Source organism: Psychrobacillus sp. FSL H8-0483 (assembly GCF_038637725.1).
Classification (GTDB): Bacteria; Bacillota; Bacilli; order Bacillales_A; family Planococcaceae; genus Psychrobacillus.
The window spans coordinates 1,100,413-1,118,020 of sequence record NZ_CP152052.1; the positions used below are offsets into that span (position 1 = coordinate 1,100,413).

Annotated in this window: 20 protein-coding genes and 1 pseudogene; 14 read left to right on the forward strand and 7 right to left on the reverse strand. The window is 35.1% G+C overall.

The window, feature by feature from the left end:
• Positions 1 to 156 precede the first annotated feature (156 nt).
• Positions 157 to 1,509, forward strand: a complete 1,353-nt coding sequence (mgtE, locus tag MHB48_RS04995; protein WP_342601299.1) for a magnesium transporter — start codon at positions 157 to 159, stop codon at positions 1,507 to 1,509.
• 63 nt (positions 1,510 to 1,572) lie between these two features.
• On the forward strand, positions 1,573 to 1,962 hold the full coding sequence (locus MHB48_RS05000) for a hypothetical protein (RefSeq protein WP_342600450.1): 390 nt from the start codon (positions 1,573 to 1,575) through the stop codon (positions 1,960 to 1,962).
• A 105-nt stretch (positions 1,963 to 2,067) separates the two neighbouring features.
• Here the strand turns inward: MHB48_RS05000 and MHB48_RS05005 are convergent, their stop codons facing one another.
• Complete coding sequence (locus MHB48_RS05005; protein ID WP_342600451.1) at positions 2,068 to 2,580, reverse strand: CotY/CotZ family spore coat protein; 513 nt, start codon at positions 2,578 to 2,580, stop codon at positions 2,068 to 2,070.
• 131 nt (positions 2,581 to 2,711) lie between these two features.
• On the opposite strand from MHB48_RS05005, the gene MHB48_RS05010 reads away from it, so the two are divergent.
• The 7 genes and pseudogenes from MHB48_RS05010 (at position 2,712) to MHB48_RS05040 (ending at position 5,796) form a co-directional block, all read left to right on the forward strand.
• Entirely contained in the window at positions 2,712 to 3,107 is a 396-nt protein-coding gene (locus tag MHB48_RS05010) for a hypothetical protein (RefSeq protein ID WP_342600452.1), read from the forward strand.
• Positions 3,107 to 3,562: a stage V sporulation protein AC gene (gene spoVAC, locus MHB48_RS05015; protein ID WP_342600453.1), complete on the forward strand. Its 456-nt coding sequence runs from the start codon at positions 3,107 to 3,109 to the stop codon at positions 3,560 to 3,562. The genes MHB48_RS05010 and spoVAC overlap by 1 nt, the downstream gene beginning before the upstream one ends.
• Complete coding sequence (locus tag MHB48_RS05020) at positions 3,556 to 4,563, forward strand: stage V sporulation protein AD (protein ID WP_342600454.1); 1,008 nt, start codon at positions 3,556 to 3,558, stop codon at positions 4,561 to 4,563. Before spoVAC ends, MHB48_RS05020 begins: the two co-directional genes overlap by 7 nt.
• A gap of 1 nt (position 4,564) precedes the next feature.
• Positions 4,565 to 4,930 carry a stage V sporulation protein AE gene (spoVAE, locus tag MHB48_RS05025; RefSeq protein WP_340918523.1) on the forward strand — a complete coding sequence of 122 codons (366 nt, stop codon included), beginning with the start codon at positions 4,565 to 4,567 and terminating at the stop codon, positions 4,928 to 4,930.
• A 99-nt stretch (positions 4,931 to 5,029) separates the two neighbouring features.
• Positions 5,030 to 5,131: pseudogene (locus tag MHB48_RS05030) on the forward strand (YjcZ family sporulation protein); the annotation flags it as partial.
• Between the two features lie 32 nt (positions 5,132 to 5,163).
• Positions 5,164 to 5,409: a stage VI sporulation protein F gene (locus tag MHB48_RS05035; protein ID WP_342600455.1), complete on the forward strand. Its 246-nt coding sequence runs from the start codon at positions 5,164 to 5,166 to the stop codon at positions 5,407 to 5,409.
• Positions 5,410 to 5,511: 102 nt separating this feature from the next.
• Entirely contained in the window at positions 5,512 to 5,796 is a 285-nt protein-coding gene (locus MHB48_RS05040; protein WP_342600456.1) for a hypothetical protein, read from the forward strand.
• A gap of 57 nt (positions 5,797 to 5,853) precedes the next feature.
• Here the strand turns inward: MHB48_RS05040 and MHB48_RS05045 are convergent, their stop codons facing one another.
• The 3 genes from MHB48_RS05045 to MHB48_RS05055 are packed head-to-tail and all read right to left on the reverse strand — an operon-like array spanning position 5,854 to position 7,587.
• Positions 5,854 to 6,285, reverse strand: a complete 432-nt coding sequence (locus tag MHB48_RS05045; protein WP_342600457.1) for a GNAT family N-acetyltransferase — start codon at positions 6,283 to 6,285, stop codon at positions 5,854 to 5,856.
• 3 nt (positions 6,286 to 6,288) lie between these two features.
• Positions 6,289 to 6,804 carry a YjcG family protein gene (locus MHB48_RS05050; protein ID WP_342600458.1) on the reverse strand — a complete coding sequence of 172 codons (516 nt, stop codon included), beginning with the start codon at positions 6,802 to 6,804 and terminating at the stop codon, positions 6,289 to 6,291.
• A gap of 60 nt (positions 6,805 to 6,864) precedes the next feature.
• Positions 6,865 to 7,587, reverse strand: a complete 723-nt coding sequence (locus tag MHB48_RS05055; protein ID WP_342600459.1) for an esterase family protein — start codon at positions 7,585 to 7,587, stop codon at positions 6,865 to 6,867.
• A gap of 217 nt (positions 7,588 to 7,804) precedes the next feature.
• On the opposite strand from MHB48_RS05055, the gene MHB48_RS05060 reads away from it, so the two are divergent.
• Entirely contained in the window at positions 7,805 to 8,389 is a 585-nt protein-coding gene (locus tag MHB48_RS05060) for a phosphatidylglycerophosphatase A (protein ID WP_342600460.1), read from the forward strand.
• Positions 8,390 to 8,780: 391 nt separating this feature from the next.
• On the opposite strand, the gene MHB48_RS05065 is transcribed toward MHB48_RS05060, so the two are convergent.
• Positions 8,781 to 9,503, reverse strand: a complete 723-nt coding sequence (locus tag MHB48_RS05065; RefSeq protein WP_342600461.1) for a thermonuclease family protein — start codon at positions 9,501 to 9,503, stop codon at positions 8,781 to 8,783.
• A gap of 49 nt (positions 9,504 to 9,552) precedes the next feature.
• Here MHB48_RS05065 and MHB48_RS05070 point away from each other — a divergent pair, with 49 nt between their 5' ends.
• Complete coding sequence (locus MHB48_RS05070) at positions 9,553 to 10,395, forward strand: DNA-3-methyladenine glycosylase (RefSeq protein WP_342600462.1); 843 nt, start codon at positions 9,553 to 9,555, stop codon at positions 10,393 to 10,395.
• A gap of 57 nt (positions 10,396 to 10,452) precedes the next feature.
• Here the strand turns inward: MHB48_RS05070 and MHB48_RS05075 are convergent, their stop codons facing one another.
• Complete coding sequence (locus tag MHB48_RS05075; protein WP_342600463.1) at positions 10,453 to 10,596, reverse strand: hypothetical protein; 144 nt, start codon at positions 10,594 to 10,596, stop codon at positions 10,453 to 10,455.
• Positions 10,597 to 10,890: 294 nt separating this feature from the next.
• Here MHB48_RS05075 and MHB48_RS05080 point away from each other — a divergent pair, with 294 nt between their 5' ends.
• Positions 10,891 to 12,279, forward strand: a complete 1,389-nt coding sequence (locus tag MHB48_RS05080) for an aldehyde dehydrogenase (protein WP_342600464.1) — start codon at positions 10,891 to 10,893, stop codon at positions 12,277 to 12,279.
• Positions 12,280 to 12,589: 310 nt separating this feature from the next.
• Here the strand turns inward: MHB48_RS05080 and MHB48_RS05085 are convergent, their stop codons facing one another.
• A complete protein-coding gene (locus MHB48_RS05085) occupies positions 12,590 to 14,155 on the reverse strand; it encodes an ATP-binding protein (protein WP_342600465.1) in 1,566 nt (521 codons plus the stop codon).
• Positions 14,156 to 14,261: 106 nt separating this feature from the next.
• Here MHB48_RS05085 and MHB48_RS05090 point away from each other — a divergent pair, with 106 nt between their 5' ends.
• Both MHB48_RS05090 and MHB48_RS05095 read left to right on the forward strand, forming a co-directional pair.
• Positions 14,262 to 15,311: a M42 family metallopeptidase gene (locus MHB48_RS05090; RefSeq protein ID WP_342600466.1), complete on the forward strand. Its 1,050-nt coding sequence runs from the start codon at positions 14,262 to 14,264 to the stop codon at positions 15,309 to 15,311.
• Positions 15,312 to 15,462: 151 nt separating this feature from the next.
• On the forward strand, positions 15,463 to 17,037 hold the full coding sequence (locus tag MHB48_RS05095; RefSeq protein WP_342600467.1) for a peptide chain release factor 3: 1,575 nt from the start codon (positions 15,463 to 15,465) through the stop codon (positions 17,035 to 17,037).
• The last annotated feature ends 571 nt before the right edge of the window (positions 17,038 to 17,608 follow it).

Genomic DNA, 17,608 nt, shown 5'->3' on the forward strand with positions numbered 1-17,608 from the left:
AATTAGTGGTTTTTTTCATTTAACTAAATATTATAGTTTTTTTATAATTTCCCGGGAAATAATGAATGTGGTAAGATTGCTGTTGCTTATTGATTTTTAACAACATACAATAGATAATGAAAATCGCCGAGAGGAGGGATAAGTGTGAAAGAAGAAATGAATGAATTATTAATCGAGGAAAATAATCTAATAAATTTTTTAAGTAATGGATTAATGCATGAATTTAGAGAGAGCTTTATGCAACTTCACCCGTATGACCAATCGCTATTTTTTGAAAAGGTAGACCAAGAAATACGACAGAAAATCTTTCACTACCTATCTCCTAAAGAAATGGCGGAGTTGTTTGAGGCCACAAAATTTGATGAAGAGCGCTACGAGTTTTACTTAAAAGAAATGGACACAATATACGCAGCAGATATGCTTTCCTATATGTATGCAGATAATGCAGTAGACGTGCTTAACGAGTTAGGAAAAGATCAAGTAGCTAGTTATTTAAGCATAATGGATAAAGAATCTGCGCAAGAGATTAAAGACTTGTTACATTATGAGGAATATACTGCAGGATCTATTATGACAACGGAATATGTTGCTATTCCTGAAAATTCCACTTGTCGATCAGCTATGACGATTTTAAGAAGTGAAGCACCCAATGCAGAAACAATTTATTATTTATTTGTTGTGAATGAGGCTCATCACTTAACAGGTGTTATTTCTCTTCGAAACCTTATCATCGCGGAGGAAGATACATTAATTAAAGAAATTATGAACGAACGTGTAGTTAGTGTGTTAGTGAGTGAAGATCAAGAAGAAGTAGCACGAACCATTAAAGATTATAATTTCTTAGCAGTTCCAGTCGTAGATTTTGAGCAGCATCTACTTGGTATTGTTACGGTGGATGATATTATAGATGTTTTAGATGAAGAAGCATCCGACGACTATTCCAAGCTAGCGGCTGTTTCAGATATGGATACTTTTGATAAAAGTCCTTTACAAGCTGCAAAGAAAAGACTTCCTTGGCTTGTTATCTTATTATTTTTAGGCATGATGACAGCGAATTTAATGAGTATTTTTGAGCAAACTCTAGATAAAGTCGCGCTACTTGCAGTTTTTATTCCTTTAATCGCTGGTATGGCTGGTAATAGTGGGACGCAGGCATTGGCGGTTGCAGTTCGTGGTATCGCAACTGGTGATATTGAAGAAGAAAGTAAAATGAAATTATTATTTAGAGAAGCAGGAACGGGGCTTATTACTGGTTTAATTTGCGGATTGTTAGTGATAGGAGTCGTTTTCTTTTGGAAGCATGACTTATTAATTGGTATTTTAGTGGGGACGGCTATTTTTGCATCTATTTTTATTGCGACACTAGGAGGATCTTTTATACCTTTACTAATTCATCGGATGAAAATCGACCCTGCTGTTGCATCGGGGCCTTTTATCACAACAATCAATGATGTCGTAAGTATTTTAATATATCTCGGTCTTGCAACATTATTTATATCATCCTTATAAGTATTAGGCAATTTTCACATTTTTAATTATAGGTGCATAAAGTAAAGGAAAAAGGATGTGTCTGTGAATTCTTTTAATGACCCTTTACTCTTTATAACAGGTCCTCCTGTATTTCATCTACCCCCTGGGGAGCGGGTAGAAGTGACTTTTGAAGTGCCTTTAGAAGTACCTTTGGAAGTACTAGATGAAAGTACATCGATATACGAAATGCGAAAAAATATGTCAGCTAAAACAATTGCTCTAGTAGAAAAGATGAAATTTTTAGCAAAACCATTTCAACGTAAAGCATATAGACCACTCCTATTCCATCTGGAAGATGGTGTAATTCTGCAAGGGGAAGTAGAAAAAGTAGATGACGAGCATGTGACATTTTTTCTTGGTGCAGGAGAGCTAATCACTTATCGAGTGGATCAAGTGAAAAAAATCGTTTGGCGTGGAAGTATTATGAAATGATTATTGGCTACCCTTAGCATGGGTAGCTTTTTATTTTGAAAATAAGCATCGAAAAAACCGTTCGGCAATGACCCGAACGGAATAGACACTACAGTATTAAAACGATCAGTCACATACATCTAAAAATACATCTGCTACACATTCAATTGCACAGAAACAATCTAAGTCAACTGTGACACAACTTCCTGTTAATCTGAAATCTCGTACTTTACAAAGTTTTCTTAGATCAATTTTTGTACCATCAGCATTCAATAGATCTACTTCTTTTCTATCTTTGTCAATTGGTTCTAATACGCGTAAAGTTGCACAACATCTATCAAAGATATCTTCAACTCTGAAAAAGACAGAAATACAATCGTTATCACAGATATCTCTATCCCTGAAAAATGCTTTAAATGGTGTACCATCTTCCGTTAATAACATAAAAACTCGTGTGTCCGCTTGGTTACGACGAGCAGGACTAAGGCTTCCAAGTGGTTCTAAAAAGCAACTAGTAGGACAACCTGGACAATCATCTGTGGCTTGATCTTGAATGTCTTTAATCGCACGAACCACATCGCAAACGCAGCGGTCATTTCTTTTGCCATCTCTTACATCTTCATCTCTTCCACAACCCATTAAATTTCACCTCCTTCTTACCTCTTTCTAATTTATGTAGCTTCTCTATTTAGATAAGGGCAAATACCTCAGTACACCTTGTATATTTCATTTTTCAGCGTACATACTATTTTAAAAGGAGCAAGTATTCCATGAAAAAAATAATGTACGTAGTTCTACTTTTTCTATTCATCACAGCGTGTTCAAATACAGAAGAAAAGGAAAATACCTATTCTGAGAGTGATTCTACACAAGTTGAACAAGTACTAAAAAAACAGGAATCAATAAATGGATTTAAAAGTCTCATGGATAAAAATGATTTACTTGTTGCATTAGATATAAAAAGAATGAAACGATTTCAAATGGAAAAAATAACAACTAAAATAACGAAGGAATTAGAAGAGCAATTTCCAAACAAAGAGGTGACGGTCACAGGAGATCTAAAAATTAAATGGGAGATTGAAAAAGTAATCGATCAGCAATTAAAAGAAGATAAACTGGTAAAAGCGATTGAAAAAATAAAATCATTATCGAAGGAAGAGACATAATGGATCAAAAGCAATTCGAAAAAATTGTTGATGAACAGAATCCGAAGGTACCATTATTTGTAAATACGTTAAAAGCATTTTTAGTTGGAGGAATTATTTGTACAATAGGGCAACTTATCACTTTTTTCTATATGCGTTTTTTTTCCTTTACAGAAAAAACAGCTGCTGGTCCAACGGTTGCAACTATGGTGTTTATCGCTATGATTTTAACAGGGACAGGGTTATATAAAAAAATTTCTCAGTTTGGTGGGGCGGGTTCTGCAGTACCTGTAACCGGTTTTGGAAATGCAGTTATTTCTGCTTCCATGGAACATAGGACAGAAGGCTATGTATTAGGTGTTGGTGGAAATATGTTCAAATTAGCTGGCTCTGTAATTGTATTTGGCGTACTTTCAGCCTTTTTTGTAGCCCTAATTAAAACTATTCTAGTTAAAATGGGAGTGATCTCATGGTGAATACAACCGGAACGCTTCAATTTATGGGCAAACCAAGTATAGTAAGCACAGGTGTAATTGTAGGACCAATGGAAAAACAAAGTCCATTTGCAGATTCGTTTGATGAAATTCTTCCATTAGAAAATGAACCTAATGAAACATATGAACAAGCCAATACTCGTTTTATTGAAAAAGCTTGTTCGGTAGCTGTAAAGAAAGGACACGAAAAGCTAGAGAACGTCGATGTATTTATAGGTGGAGATCTGATTAATCAGCTGTCCCCAACCAATTTTGCTGCTAGGCAGCTATCTATTCCATTGTTAGGTGTTTTTTCTGCTTGTGCGAGTTCTATGGAATCAATTATTTTGGGATGTCTACTACTAGAATCAGGCAATGCAAAATCTATTTTAGCAGGGGCTTCAAGCCATCATCCAGCAGTGGAACGGCAATTTAGATATCCACTTGAATACGGTGCACAAAAACCAAAAACTGCTCAATGGACGGTTACGGCGGCAGGTTTTGCATTATTACAGAAACAAGCAAAGAATGCTCCAATTATTTCACATGCAACCATTGGTAGAGTGGTGGATGGCAAACAAAAGAATGCTCTACATATGGGAGCAGCCATGGCACCTGCTGCAAGGGATACGATTGAAAGACATTTAACTAATACTAATAGTAAAATGGCTGATTATGACATCATTATGACAGGCGATTTAGGGAAAATTGGATTGTCGATATTAAAGGAAATGTTTCAAGATGAGGATAGTGGTGTTATTTTACAAGATGCAGGTGCTCAATTTTATGGAGAAGACAGTTTTTTCAATGCAGGAGCTAGTGGAGCCGGCTGTTCAGCAGCCGTATTTTTTAGTCATATTTATGGTCAACTAAAAAAAGGTGTATTTAGTCGAGTATTACTGGTAGCTACTGGAGCATTATTGTCCCCTTTAACTTTTCAACAAGGGGAAACAATCCCATGTATAGCACATGCCATAGAATGCCGAATGGAAAAGAGGGGATAAGATGATTTCATCAATAATTACTGCATTTATTGTCGGTGGTCTCATTTGTGTCATCGGACAACTATTAATGGACGGCTTTAAGCTTACTCCAGCACATACCTTAAGTACACTAGTTGTATGTGGTGCCATTTTAGATGGTTTTGGTTTATATGAGCCTTTAATTGATTTTGCTGGGGCGGGAGCAACTATTCCAATCACATCGTTTGGAAATTCACTAACTCATGGTGCAATGGCTGAAGCCGAAAAGCATGGGTTTATAGGTGTATTAACCGGAATGTTTGAAGTAACAAGCTCTGGAATTAGTTCTGCTATATTATTTGGTATCATTGGTGCATTTATTTTTCAAAAGAAGAAAACCACGTACTAGTTGAATCGCCCTTATTCCCTCGAACCCCCTGCATATTATACTTTGAAGAGGAAAGGAGGGAAAGATATGTACGGCTACTGTGGTGGTGGAGTAAATCCAGGGTATGGCTACGATAATTGTGGAAAACAAAGCACAACATTTGTACTAATCGTAGTTTTATTCATTCTATTAATTATTGTCGGAGCAAGCTTTCTCCCTTAATTCAAAATATATAGATGAGGGGGAAAAATTAAGTGTCAAATTCATTTTTTAGAGCGATTGAAAATAAAACTGGTGTATCAATGGAAGATCTTTTTACGCTTGCCAATGCCATCTCATATGCAGATTTTACGGATGAAAGTCAGGTTCGTAAAATAGTACGTCAAGTTGGCAAGCTAGCAAATAAACCTGTTAACAAAGAATTAGAGGATCAACTTACGAATTCTATTTTACAAAAAGGAAATTCGCTAAGTTTATCTGATATAGAAAAAATGCTATAATTCGTTTATTTATTAGAAATTTCTGGTAAATAAAAAGGCTAGGTTTACTGAATAGTTTAAATGGGTATAGCGTATATATATATTTAAATGGAGGTTGAAAAAATGGGCTATATTATTCCAGTTCAACCATTACAAGCGCAGATTTATGCGAACCGGATGCTAATGGATGAATATAATTTTGCTTATATAAGTAATGTTTCTCGTATGAAAATGAAATCCTTTCAGGATCATTTAGAGGAACAAGTAGAAAAGCAATTATCGGAACAACTAGAACCATCTAAACAACTGCCATTATATAAAAGCTTTATCCAACCGAAACCAGTAAAATTATCACCAATTATTGCAGATATATATGGGAAAGGTAACATTGTTAACGTTTATATTTAACAATCGTATAAAACAAGCAAAAACCGCTAACCGAAATTTTTCAGTTAGCGGTTTTTCTTATGATAAGCTCTTCTCCATTGCACGGTGTGGTATACCGGCCTCTAAAAACTCTGGTGATGTCATAATATAATTTCTTTTTTCATAAAAGGGTAAAGCATGGCTTTGTGCATTTAATTTAAGCTTATGGAAGAGTTTTGAAATTGCGTAATCTTCCATAGATTGCATTATTAGGTTCCCTAGATTTTTCCCTCGATAGTTCTCAAGAATACATACTCGCTCTATTTTCCCAATAGAAGGCTCTATCTTGCGAATACGACCTGCACCAAAGGGAGTTTCTCCGTCATAAGCAATAAAATGTACAGCTTCTGAATCGAACTCGTCTAGTTCTAAATGAGCTGGTACATCTTGCTCTTCCACAAATACTTTTCTTCTTATTAATATCGCATCATTATATTCTTTTTCTGTTTCTACTATTTTTGCGAAAACCAATGATTATTCAGCTCCAGACAGTCTAAATGTTTCGTAAACAGTCCACGAACCATCTTCTAATTGATAAAGTAAGTGAAGACGATCAATTTCTTCCTCAAATTCTGCGCCAATCATTTTTAATTGCGGATAGATATCGTCATGCTCACTTGCATTCATTTTTTGTGCAATTGTAATATGAGGTACAAAGGCATAATTTTCTAAATCATTTAATCGGATAGAATGTAAATCTTCATGCAATGATAACAACTCATCGGTTGGTTCGACTTTAAAGTAAATAGCATTTGTAACAGGTGCAAATGAACTCACTTTAGCAGTTTTCAATGTAAATGGTTTATGTTCCTTTACGACCTCTGCAATTTTTTGAGCAATTGTTTTGATTTCATTTTCATCTGCTTCAAAAACACCTTTAATCGTCATATGAGGTGTAATTAACGCATAATGAGGGTCGTAACGCTTTCTGTAAGAATTAGCAAAGTCCTGTACCTTTTTTGATGGGAAAGCAACAATACCGTATTTCATTTTTTATACCCTCCTCGTAATTTTTATTCAGCTCACATAATAATTATAACAATAAAATCGTTATAAACTGAAATTGTTTACTAGTGATCTTTTTACATCTGGTTGCCAAAGCTTCCAAGTATGGTCTCCATTTAATTCTTCATAGAACGTCGAATATCCTTTACTTATTAGTAATTTATGCAATTTTCTATTTGGCGTGATGAAATCGGTTAATAATCCATCCCCAGTTTTTACTGCAGTTTCTTCATTGCCTATGACATGATAGAGAGAAAAAGCATGGACTACTTTATTGCTTTCTATTTTTTCTAATACATAGTCATTTACAAGGGGGGAATGCATAATTACTTTTCCAAATGTATTAGGATAGTTAAGTGCAGTAAGCAACGATACGGTTGCAGCCAGTGAATCCCCGATTAGGGCCCTCCCCATTCCAATTTGATAAGTTGGGTAGTGCTCGTCAATATATGGTACAAGTTCTTGTGCTAAAAAGCGGGTATATGCAGTATGCTTTTCACCATCCGGGTGGTATTTTGCTCTACGGTCTTTTACATTTTTGTAGGGGACACCAACAATTATTAAATTTTCAATTTCATCATTTTCATATAATTCGTCTGCTATGCGAGAAATTCTACCAAGTTGAAAATAGTCTTTCCCATCAGAAGCTATCAGAACAGAATATTTGTATAATGGTGAATAATTTGGTGGTAAATAAATAAGCAATTGCATTTCTTCTTGAAGTGCTTCGCTATAAATCGTTATATCTTGCAGTGTTCCTCTGTTCATAAGTTCCTCCTCTAGATGTCATGTTATACAGAAATTGTATCATATACTGCGTTAGAGGTATAATAAGAGAAGCATTAGGGTGTTCCTTTCTTCATTTTTTTAGGCTCTGTTTAAGTACGCTGTTGTTTTTTAGAAGCATATATTTCGTCCATAATAACATATTCGTATAACAGAGCCTTTTTAAAGAGATAGCCAAACGATAAAGGGGATTACAAAGATGGATAAACAAACTTCAAGAGTACATTCAAGAACAGTTGAACAAGCAACACACGATGCTTTAAAACGAAGAGGGGTAACAATCGATGAGATTGCTACAATTGTATATGAAATGCAATTTCCATACAATAAAGGACTAACAATTGAGCATTGTGTCGAATCCATAAAAAGTGTGTTAAAAAAGAGAGAAATGCAACATGCAATTTTAGTGGGCATTGAACTGGATGAACTTGCCGAGAAAAAAATGTTATCAGCGCCACTTCAACAAATAGTCGAAGCTGATGAAGGCTTATTTGGAGTAGATGAAACAATTGCATTAGGTGCTGTATATACTTATGGGAGCATAGCAGTTACAACTTTTGGTCATTTAGACAAAAATAAAACTGGCTTAATTTCGAAACTGGATACAAAAATAGGTGGAGGTATTCATACATTTTTAGATGATCTTGTTGCAAGTATTGCAGCATGTGCTGCCTCTCGTTTAGCACACCGCACAAGAGATCTAGAAGAAGCAAATGAAACATTTGCGGACATTTCACCAAAAGAAACGGCACCGGAATCCAACATTGAAGGTACAAGAACGTAAAAATAGTATATAAAATCAAACTACCATGGATCCAGTTTTCATGGTAGTTTGATGCACAAAAACCTCTAATGGATTATATGCGGGGCTAAATGCTCCTTTTTAAAACCGTAAATTTTATTAAGGGACTTTGCGCTTTACTTACGGAATAAGAAGACAAATACTTTTCTACTCAATAACTATCAAGACTTAGTAAAATGGGCATACATTTATCCACTTTATATTTTATCTTTTTCAGTGTGCTGGACAACTGCTACAACAATACAGGTTTTCTAGATTCGTGGACATGACTCAGTCACGTCCACGAATCTTTTCTATAATCAGATGGCTGAGGAGCTACTCCTCGCTATTCTCCGTTTGCCAGTCGGGGTAGGCATAGGCGCTTGCACTTTACTTATTCCCCTGATTTTTTATATCCAGCATTTTGAGCTTCTTGTTCGGAACAGAACCATTCTTCGGGATTAGTTTGTTCATAATACTTCCCACCTCGAATATGGTAAATTTTCTTACCTTGTCGATTAATATTTCCCTTAATCTCACATTTGCCAGGAGACTCAGTTACCAGTTCATTGAAATCCTCCTCAATAACAGAGGCATTAAAACCACGTGAAGTAACGTAATTATTTGTTTCCCATACACCGATTTGAGCATCCTTTGCAAATTCAGAAGCATTTTCAAACACGTCTAAGTATCTTGTATTAGGAGGAAATACGTAGGCTACACGGGCTAACCCTTCTTCCAAAAGCGTTTCTTGAACGCTAACACTATCTACGTAAATATAGGCAAGCATGCGGTCGTAGTCATCGAATCGATTTCCTACATCAAATTCAATAGTCACATCGCCGCTGTTTAAAAGCTCTTTATTACGAACTTTTGCCTCTTCTCCATACGGTTGTTTACCAAGTGTTTGATGGTTTGTTTCGGGCGTATCAACAAGTAAGTATCGAACTGTTTCAATGTTTGAATTATTTACTTTAATTGTATCACCATCAATTACTTCCACTAGCTCTACAGGAATCTGGTCAGTTTTGCCACTCGTTTTTGTGACGCCGTTTGATGGAATTTCCGAGCATCCAAAAAGCAGGGAAATAACTATTAATATGAACCCTTTTTTCATTTTAATCACCATTCATAGTGTAGCATACTGTAGAAAAGGAGAGATCATATTGACGCAGACAATTGAATTACCTTTCGCTTATAGATTTGATGACGCAATTGCAAGACTTGCTTTAGACCCTCTAAATGCAGTAGATATAAACAATCAATTAGTAAAAATACCATTAGATCATTCGATTATCACTTTGCAAAGTATTGGATCATTTCATGAGCCAAAATTTGAGATAACTGGAATTGAATCGGATGAACAGCTTCATCGTATTTCTTCCATATTTCACTTTAATCGTAGTTTAGAATCAGTTAATGCTCACTTTGCTAAAACAAATTTGCATGAATTATTTTCTAAATTTGAAGGTACACCTATTATTACCGATTATTCTTTATTCGCAAATCTGATTAAGAGCATTATTCATCAACAACTAAATCTCTCTTTTGCAAGAACATTAACTACCCGTTTTGTGAAAAGTTTTGGAACACAAGTGGATGATGTATGGATTTACCCGACAGCTGATAAGATAGCAAACCTTGATGTGGATACACTAAAGAGCATGCAATTTAGTGCAAGGAAAGCAGAGTATATAATTGGTATCTCTCAAGCAATAGCACAAGGAGAGTTACGGTTAGAATCCCTTTCGAATGAAACAGACGAAAACATCTTAAAAATACTCACTAAATATCGTGGAATCGGCCCTTGGACGGCAGAAAGCTTCTTACTTTTTGGACTTGGGCGAGAAAATCTATTTCCAGTGGGGGATATAGGTCTTCAAAACTCATTGAAACAACTTTGGAAAATGGAGAATAAGCCAATAAAAGAAGAAATCAATTCTCATTTTAAAGCTTGGTCTCCATATCTTAGTTATGCCGCCTTATATCTATGGAGAAATATCGAATAAAAATCAGCTTTTCCTTCTTTTATGAAAGGGAAAGCTGATTTCATGATGAGTCATTATTCAATTATTCGTCTCCATTTCTTTTGTTTCTTCTTCGAAGTAAAGAAAAGATTCTTCCTCCAATTCAATCATTCGCTCTTTATTAAGTCCCATTGTTAAGGCTCCTTTAAAAATTGGTTCCCACCATGTTTCTGTTTCTGTCATTTTATATCCTCCCTTTCCAAAAACAAATAATTAATCATTTGACCATCATATACCCTAGAAAGTTTTCTACTCAAACGTTTCATTTGAAAAATGAATCTTTCCTCATATGTGGTGGATAAGGCTAAAAGACTAAAAGGAGCAATGCGTATTTCCTAATAGATTTTATACAAGTAGTATTCCAAAAATAAAAAGAATCATGTATTGGAATAAAATTTGTTTATTCTTTCGTCTACTTGAGATAAATAGTATGATTCTGTTAAGACTTAAAAATACATAAAAAGGAGTGTTAATATTATGAGTTTTACTATGCAACAGCTAGATAAAATGTTAGAGGAACATCATGCTTTTTATTATTCTGGAATGACGAAATCAGCAACATTTCGTATAAATCAGTTGAATATGTTAAAAAATACAATAAAAAAATATGAAAAAGATGTTATACAAGCACTTTTTCATGATTTAAGAAAAAGTGAATTCGAAGCATATACGACTGAAATAGGCTTAGTGTACGAAAGTATTTCCTTTATGAAAAAAAATCTGGAAAAATGGATGGAGCCAAAGCAAGTAAAAACTCCAATAGCACTTATGCCAGCTAAAAGTTTTATGGTTCATGATCCTTACGGAACCGTATTAATCATTGCACCTTTTAATTATCCTTTTCAATTAGTGATGGAACCATTACTCGGTGCAATTGTCGGAGGAAACTGTGCTGTGATCAAACCTTCTGAGGCAACTCCTCATACAACTAGCATAATAAAAAAAATAATTGCAGAGGCATTTACGCCTCATTACATTCGGGTAGTGGAAGGAGAAAAAGAGGAAACATCCTTATTAATTCATGCGCCTTTTGATTTTATCTTTTTTACCGGGAGTGTGAATGTAGGAAAAGTAGTTATGAAAGCAGCCTCAGAAAGGTTAACACCAGTTGCACTAGAGCTAGGTGGAAAGAGTCCAGCAATAGTTGATCATACAGCAAATTTAGAGTTAGCCGCAAAACGAATCGTATGGGGTAAATTTGTAAATGCTGGTCAAACTTGTATTGCACCTGATTATTTATTAGTAGAAGAAAATGTAAAAGAAAAGTTTATCAAAATTTTAAAGCGTACGATTCATCAATTTTACGGCAAGAATATTCAAGAGAGCCCTGATTTGGGAAGAATTGTAAACGTAAATCATTTTAATCGATTAAAGGAAATAATGGACCAAGAAAAAGAGCATATAATCTTTGGTGGATACACAGACAAAAATGATTTATTTATAGAGCCGACCGTTTTAGATGAGATAACATTTTCAAGTCCTTCCATGCAAGATGAAATTTTCGGTCCCATATTACCGATTATAAGCTATAAGGATTTGCCAACTATTATTCATCAAATACGAAAATTACCAAAACCATTAGCTGCTTATATGTTTAGTGAACAGGAACGCGCACAACATTATTTCTTAGAGGAATTTTCATTTGGTGGAGGATGTATCAACGATGCGATCACACATGTAGGTAGTACTCATTTGCCGTTTGGGGGAGTAGGTAACTCAGGGGTTCGAGCATATCATGGAGAAGCAAGCTTTACGTTATTTACACATCAAAAATCTATTCTGAAAAAAAGCACATCATTACCTGTAAACATTGTCTATCCACCATATAAAAATAAAGTAAAACTAGTAAGAGGATTATTAAAATAAAGGCTCTATTAAATTAGTTGTTTTTCAGAAGAATATTTTGTGACCAACATTGTTGCTCCTGAGGAGGCTTGGCAGTTTGTCAACGGAAAGCGTCCGTCTGGAACGGAAATTAATACATTTAGTTTAATAAAAAGTATACAAAAAACAGGTGTAGAAAAAGACTCGTTTTTCTACACCTGCTTCAATTTATAGGCTTATTGGACAGCCCTTTTTGATTAAAAATAACATCTAGGTGATTCCGTTGCAAGCGGACGATTTCCACTCTAATCTCCTTAAAATAAATACTCTTTAAACTAAAAAAGAGGCACAATTAGCAGTCCTTTTCCTTATGTGGCATTTGAATGGTTACAGTTGTCCCAGTACCTTCTTTACTTTCAATAAAAATATTACCTCCATGTTCGGTAATTATTTTTTCTGAAATCATCATGCCTAGCCCTGTGCCTTTCACTTTTGTCGTAAAGAATGGATCAAATACTTTCTCAGCAGTAGACATATCCATTCCAATCCCATTGTCCATAATTTTTAGTGTTAGGATTTCCTTTTGATCACTTGTGCAAATGATATTTATTTTTCCGTTATCAGTAATTGCTTCAATTGCATTTTTAATCAGATTAATAAGAACTTGTTTCATCTGGCTTTCTTCTCCAAATATATAAGCGTCCTCTAATAATATCTCTTTAGACAAGACAATTCCCTTTAAATTTAGCTCGGGCTGAAACAACATGCAAATGTCGTCAAGTGTTTTAATAAAGTTATATCGCTTTGATAACCTCGCGTGTGGTTTTGCTAATATAAGAAATTCACTAATTATATAATCAATACGCTCTATCTCTTTTTCAATAAGCATTGAGTATTGATAATACGGCTGTTCTGGATCCTTATTCATAATTTGAATAAATCCAGATATAACAGTCATTGGATTACGAATTTCATGCGCTACTCCTGCAGCCATCTCTCCTGCGATTTTTAGTTTTTCTGATTGTAAAAGCAAATTTTCAGCTTCTTTTTTAAAGCTGATATCTCGGCTTATCACAGAAAGGGCAACTAAGGCGCCTTCATAATCATAAATTGGAGATATTGTGATTTGTGCGTCAAAACAGGTCCCATCTTTTTTCATATCCTTCGTTTCTAGAAAATGATAGCTTGCTCCATTTAAGACTTGTTTCCTTCTAGCTTCTGCATCAAGTTTATTTTGTGGTGAAACTAATGGTACATTTTTCCCTATTATTTCTTCTCTTCTCCATCCGTACAACTCTTCAAATGCGGGGTTTACTTCAATTATTTTATTATCCTTGTCGAATACAGCTATACTATCTTTTGCGTTGTCAAAAAATAACTGTAAATAACTTTCTCTAGAATGTAACTTCTTTCGCATTGATCTATTTTGGTCAGAAAGTCGCGACCAATATTTATTGTCAAAAAGAGTATTAAGTATTGAAGTGGATACTAACATAGTTAATAGAATGATAAAGGCTATAAAATCATCCAGTGTAAAAATATAATTATACGAAGCTTTGTTGAAATATATTAAACCACAGATTTCGATTAATGTAGTGAAGAACAATATTATTCTAGGTAAAATAGAATTGTAAAGGATGGCTATGTAAATCGGGTAAATAAAGAATATTGTCATTACTACACTAACACTATGAATATTCACTATTAATATGTATACGTTTAAACAAGATAGTAAGATGTATTGAATGACCGGCCTTTCTGAATTCCAAAAAAATAAAGTTGCAAGTAAAACTAAATAAATGAGCGCATAATAGATAGTTGATTCACCTTCAAAAAAACGAAGATGACTGATAGTGAAGAGTGTGAAAATTGTAAAAAATAATTTATTCTTTTTCTGATAAATTTTAAAAGTTTCCATATTGCACCTCTTATCTGATAACTCTTACCTATAGTAACGTATTTATTAGTATCTGAATATATAAGATTTTGTTAATATAGAAGAAGGAACTAAAGGAGGATTCAATATGTCATATACATTTCAAGCAAAAGAAACCGTATCCCTATTAAAACAATTAGTGGAAATACCAAGTCCATCAGGATATACGAAGGAAATAATGGATTTTATGGAGAGAATTTTGAAGGAGCTAAATGTCTCTTATATACGTACAAATAAGGGCGCTTTAATTGCTACCATCAAAGGAACAGATGATACAAAGCATCGGCTATTAACAGCACATACGGACACCCTTGGTGCGATGGTGAAAGAAGTCAAAGCTAGTGGAAGATTGAAACTAGCGATGGTTGGAGGGTTCAACTGGAATGCTGTAGAAGGGGAATATTGCACCATACATACTGCGAGTGGAAAGAGGATTCGTGGAACTATATTAATGCATCAAACGACCGTGCATGTATATAAAAATGCGAGTAGTCTTCCAAGAGATGAACAAAACATCGAAGTTCGTGTGGATGAAAAAGTAACAAATGCTGATGGTACGCGAGAATTAGGAATAGAAGTAGGAGACTTTGTCTCATTTGATCCTCGATTTGAAGAAACCAAAACAGGTTTTATAAAATCACGTCATTTAGACGATAAAGCGAGTACTGCGTTGTTGCTACAGCTGATTAAAGCGGTACAGGAAAACAATTGGACATTACCTCATACAACGCATTTTTATATTTCGAACAATGAGGAGATAGGTTTTGGTGGTAATTCCAATATTCCAGAGCAAACAGTTGAATATATAGCTGTAGATATGGGAGCAATCGGAGACGGGCAAACATCGGATGAATATACGGTATCTATTTGTGCGAAAGATTCTTCGGGACCTTATCATTATGAATTAACACGTCAATTAGTTGAACTTGCGAAACAAGAAAATATTGAGTATCAATTAGATATTTACCCTTTCTATGGATCTGACGCATCCGCCGCAATTCGTGCAGGCTTTGATGTAAAGCATGCATTATTTGGCCCAGGAATAGAAGCATCCCATGCATATGAGCGTACGCATATTGAATCGTTAGAAAACACGGCAAAACTGTTGTATGCCTATGTAAATTCGAAAATGGTGTAAGTCATCTAAATAATTCAAGTAAATTTCATAGAATCAGCAAACTTTTATACGATTAAAATCGTTAAAAAACGTGAGCTGGTTCTTTTTTTACTTGTATTTTTGGGCTTAAATCCATATGATAAAAAAGTGAATAAGAAGGAGATATAACGTTATGGACATAAAATTACAAGATGAAATATTAAAAAGAAGAACTTTTGCAATTATTTCCCACCCAGATGCTGGTAAAACAACTATTACGGAAAAGCTTTTATACTTTGGTGGAGCAATTCGTGATGCAGGAACAGTAAAAGGGAAAAAGTCAGGGAAATTTGCAACATCTGACTGGATGGAAATTGAAAAACAACGTGGAATTTCCGTTACATCCTCTGTTATGCAATTTGACTTTAATAATTGCCGTATTAATATTCTCGATACTCCTGGACATCAGGATTTCAGTGAAGATACGTATCGTACGCTTATGGCTGTAGATAGTGCAGTAATGATCGTGGATGCAGCTAAAGGGATTGAGGCCCAGACGTTAAAACTTTTTAAAGTTTGCCGTATGAGAGGAATTCCGATTTTTACATTTATAAACAAACTAGATCGTCAAGGTAAAGAACCTCTTGAACTAATGGAAGAACTTGAAGAAGTGTTAGGAATTCAGTCTTATGCAATGAACTGGCCAATCGGTATGGGGAAAGAATTTTTAGGGATTTATGATCGATTTAATGGCCGTATCGAACAATTCCGAACAGAAGAATCAGAAAGATTTCTTCCATTAAATGAGGATGGGGAACTTGCTGTTGATCATTCGATGAAACAAACTTCTTATTATACACAAGCTATGGAAGACATCATGCTTTTAAATGAAGCAGGGAATGATTTTGATAAAGAAAAAGTACTGGCAGGAGATTTAACGCCTGTTTTCTTTGGTAGTGCCCTAACTAACTTCGGAGTACAAACCTTTTTAGAAACATACTTACAATTTGCACCGACTCCACAGCCTCGAATGACGGAAAATGAAGAGGAAGTAAATCCTCTCAATGAAGATTTTTCCGGATTTATATTTAAAATACAAGCAAATATGAATCCAGCACACCGAGATCGTATTGCTTTCGTACGCATCGTTTCTGGTAAGTTTGAGAGAGGGATGACTGTAACGCTTGCACGAACAGGCAAAACGTTCAAAGTGACTCAATCTACTCAGTTTTTAGCAGATGATCGAGAAACAGTAGATATTGCTGTAGCTGGTGATATTATTGGACTTTACGATGTGGGGAACTATCAAATTGGTGACACGGTTGTTGGGGGGAAAAAAGCATTTAATTATGAAAAACTTCCTCAATTTACACCCGAAATGTTTGTAAAAGTAACTGCCAAAAATGTGTTAAAATCAAAGCATTTCCATAAAGGAATCATGCAGCTTGTTCAAGAAGGTGCGATTCAATATTACAAGACACTGCATACAGAAGAAGTTATATTAGGAGCAGTTGGACAGCTTCAATTCGAAGTATTTGAGCATCGTATGAGAAATGAATACAACGTCGAAGTTCGAATTGAACCGATTGGATCAAAAGTAGCTCGTTGGATTGAAAATGAAGAAGATGTAAAAGAATCTATGACTGGTCCAAGAAGTATGCTTGTGAAAGATCGTTATGATCAATTTGTGTTCTTATTTGAAAATGAATTTGCGACTCGTTGGTTCCAAGATAAATACGAGCATATTAAATTGTATAATCTTCTATAATCTACAAGAGGCTAACTTTTTTTATAAAAGTAGCCTCTTTTTTACTCATTAACTATCCAGACACCGGCATTTTTTGAGCGCATCATGAAAATGTACCTGACATCAATCTACTAAAAAAACAAAGCCTAAATAAAGGCTCTGTTAAACGATAGTGTTGTTACCAGCCTAATATCCGCTTGCTTTCCGCGGACGAACTGCCAAGCCTTCAATCCGTTACCACATGGATGTGGCGAATATTGGACTTAAGAAAAATAATTAACACTGATTTCTTAAACTTGTAAATAGAGCATATGACAATCCAGTGTTTCAGGTATTTTGGAGAAAAAGATCGATTTGTTGATTTCCGTTGCAGGCGGACGCTTTCCGCGGGCGGTCCGTGAGCCTCCTCGTCGCAAGCTCCTGCGGGGTCTCACCTGGACGCTCTTTTCCCGCCGGAGTCGCCGCCTTCCACTCCAATCACCATAAAGAAAAATGCAGTGGATTGTATACAAGGTAAGGTAGAGGAGATGGACCGGTTAGCTAGCAAGAATCTTAAAGAAGAGCATTTCTGCTAATTTTTTTGCTGGTAAAA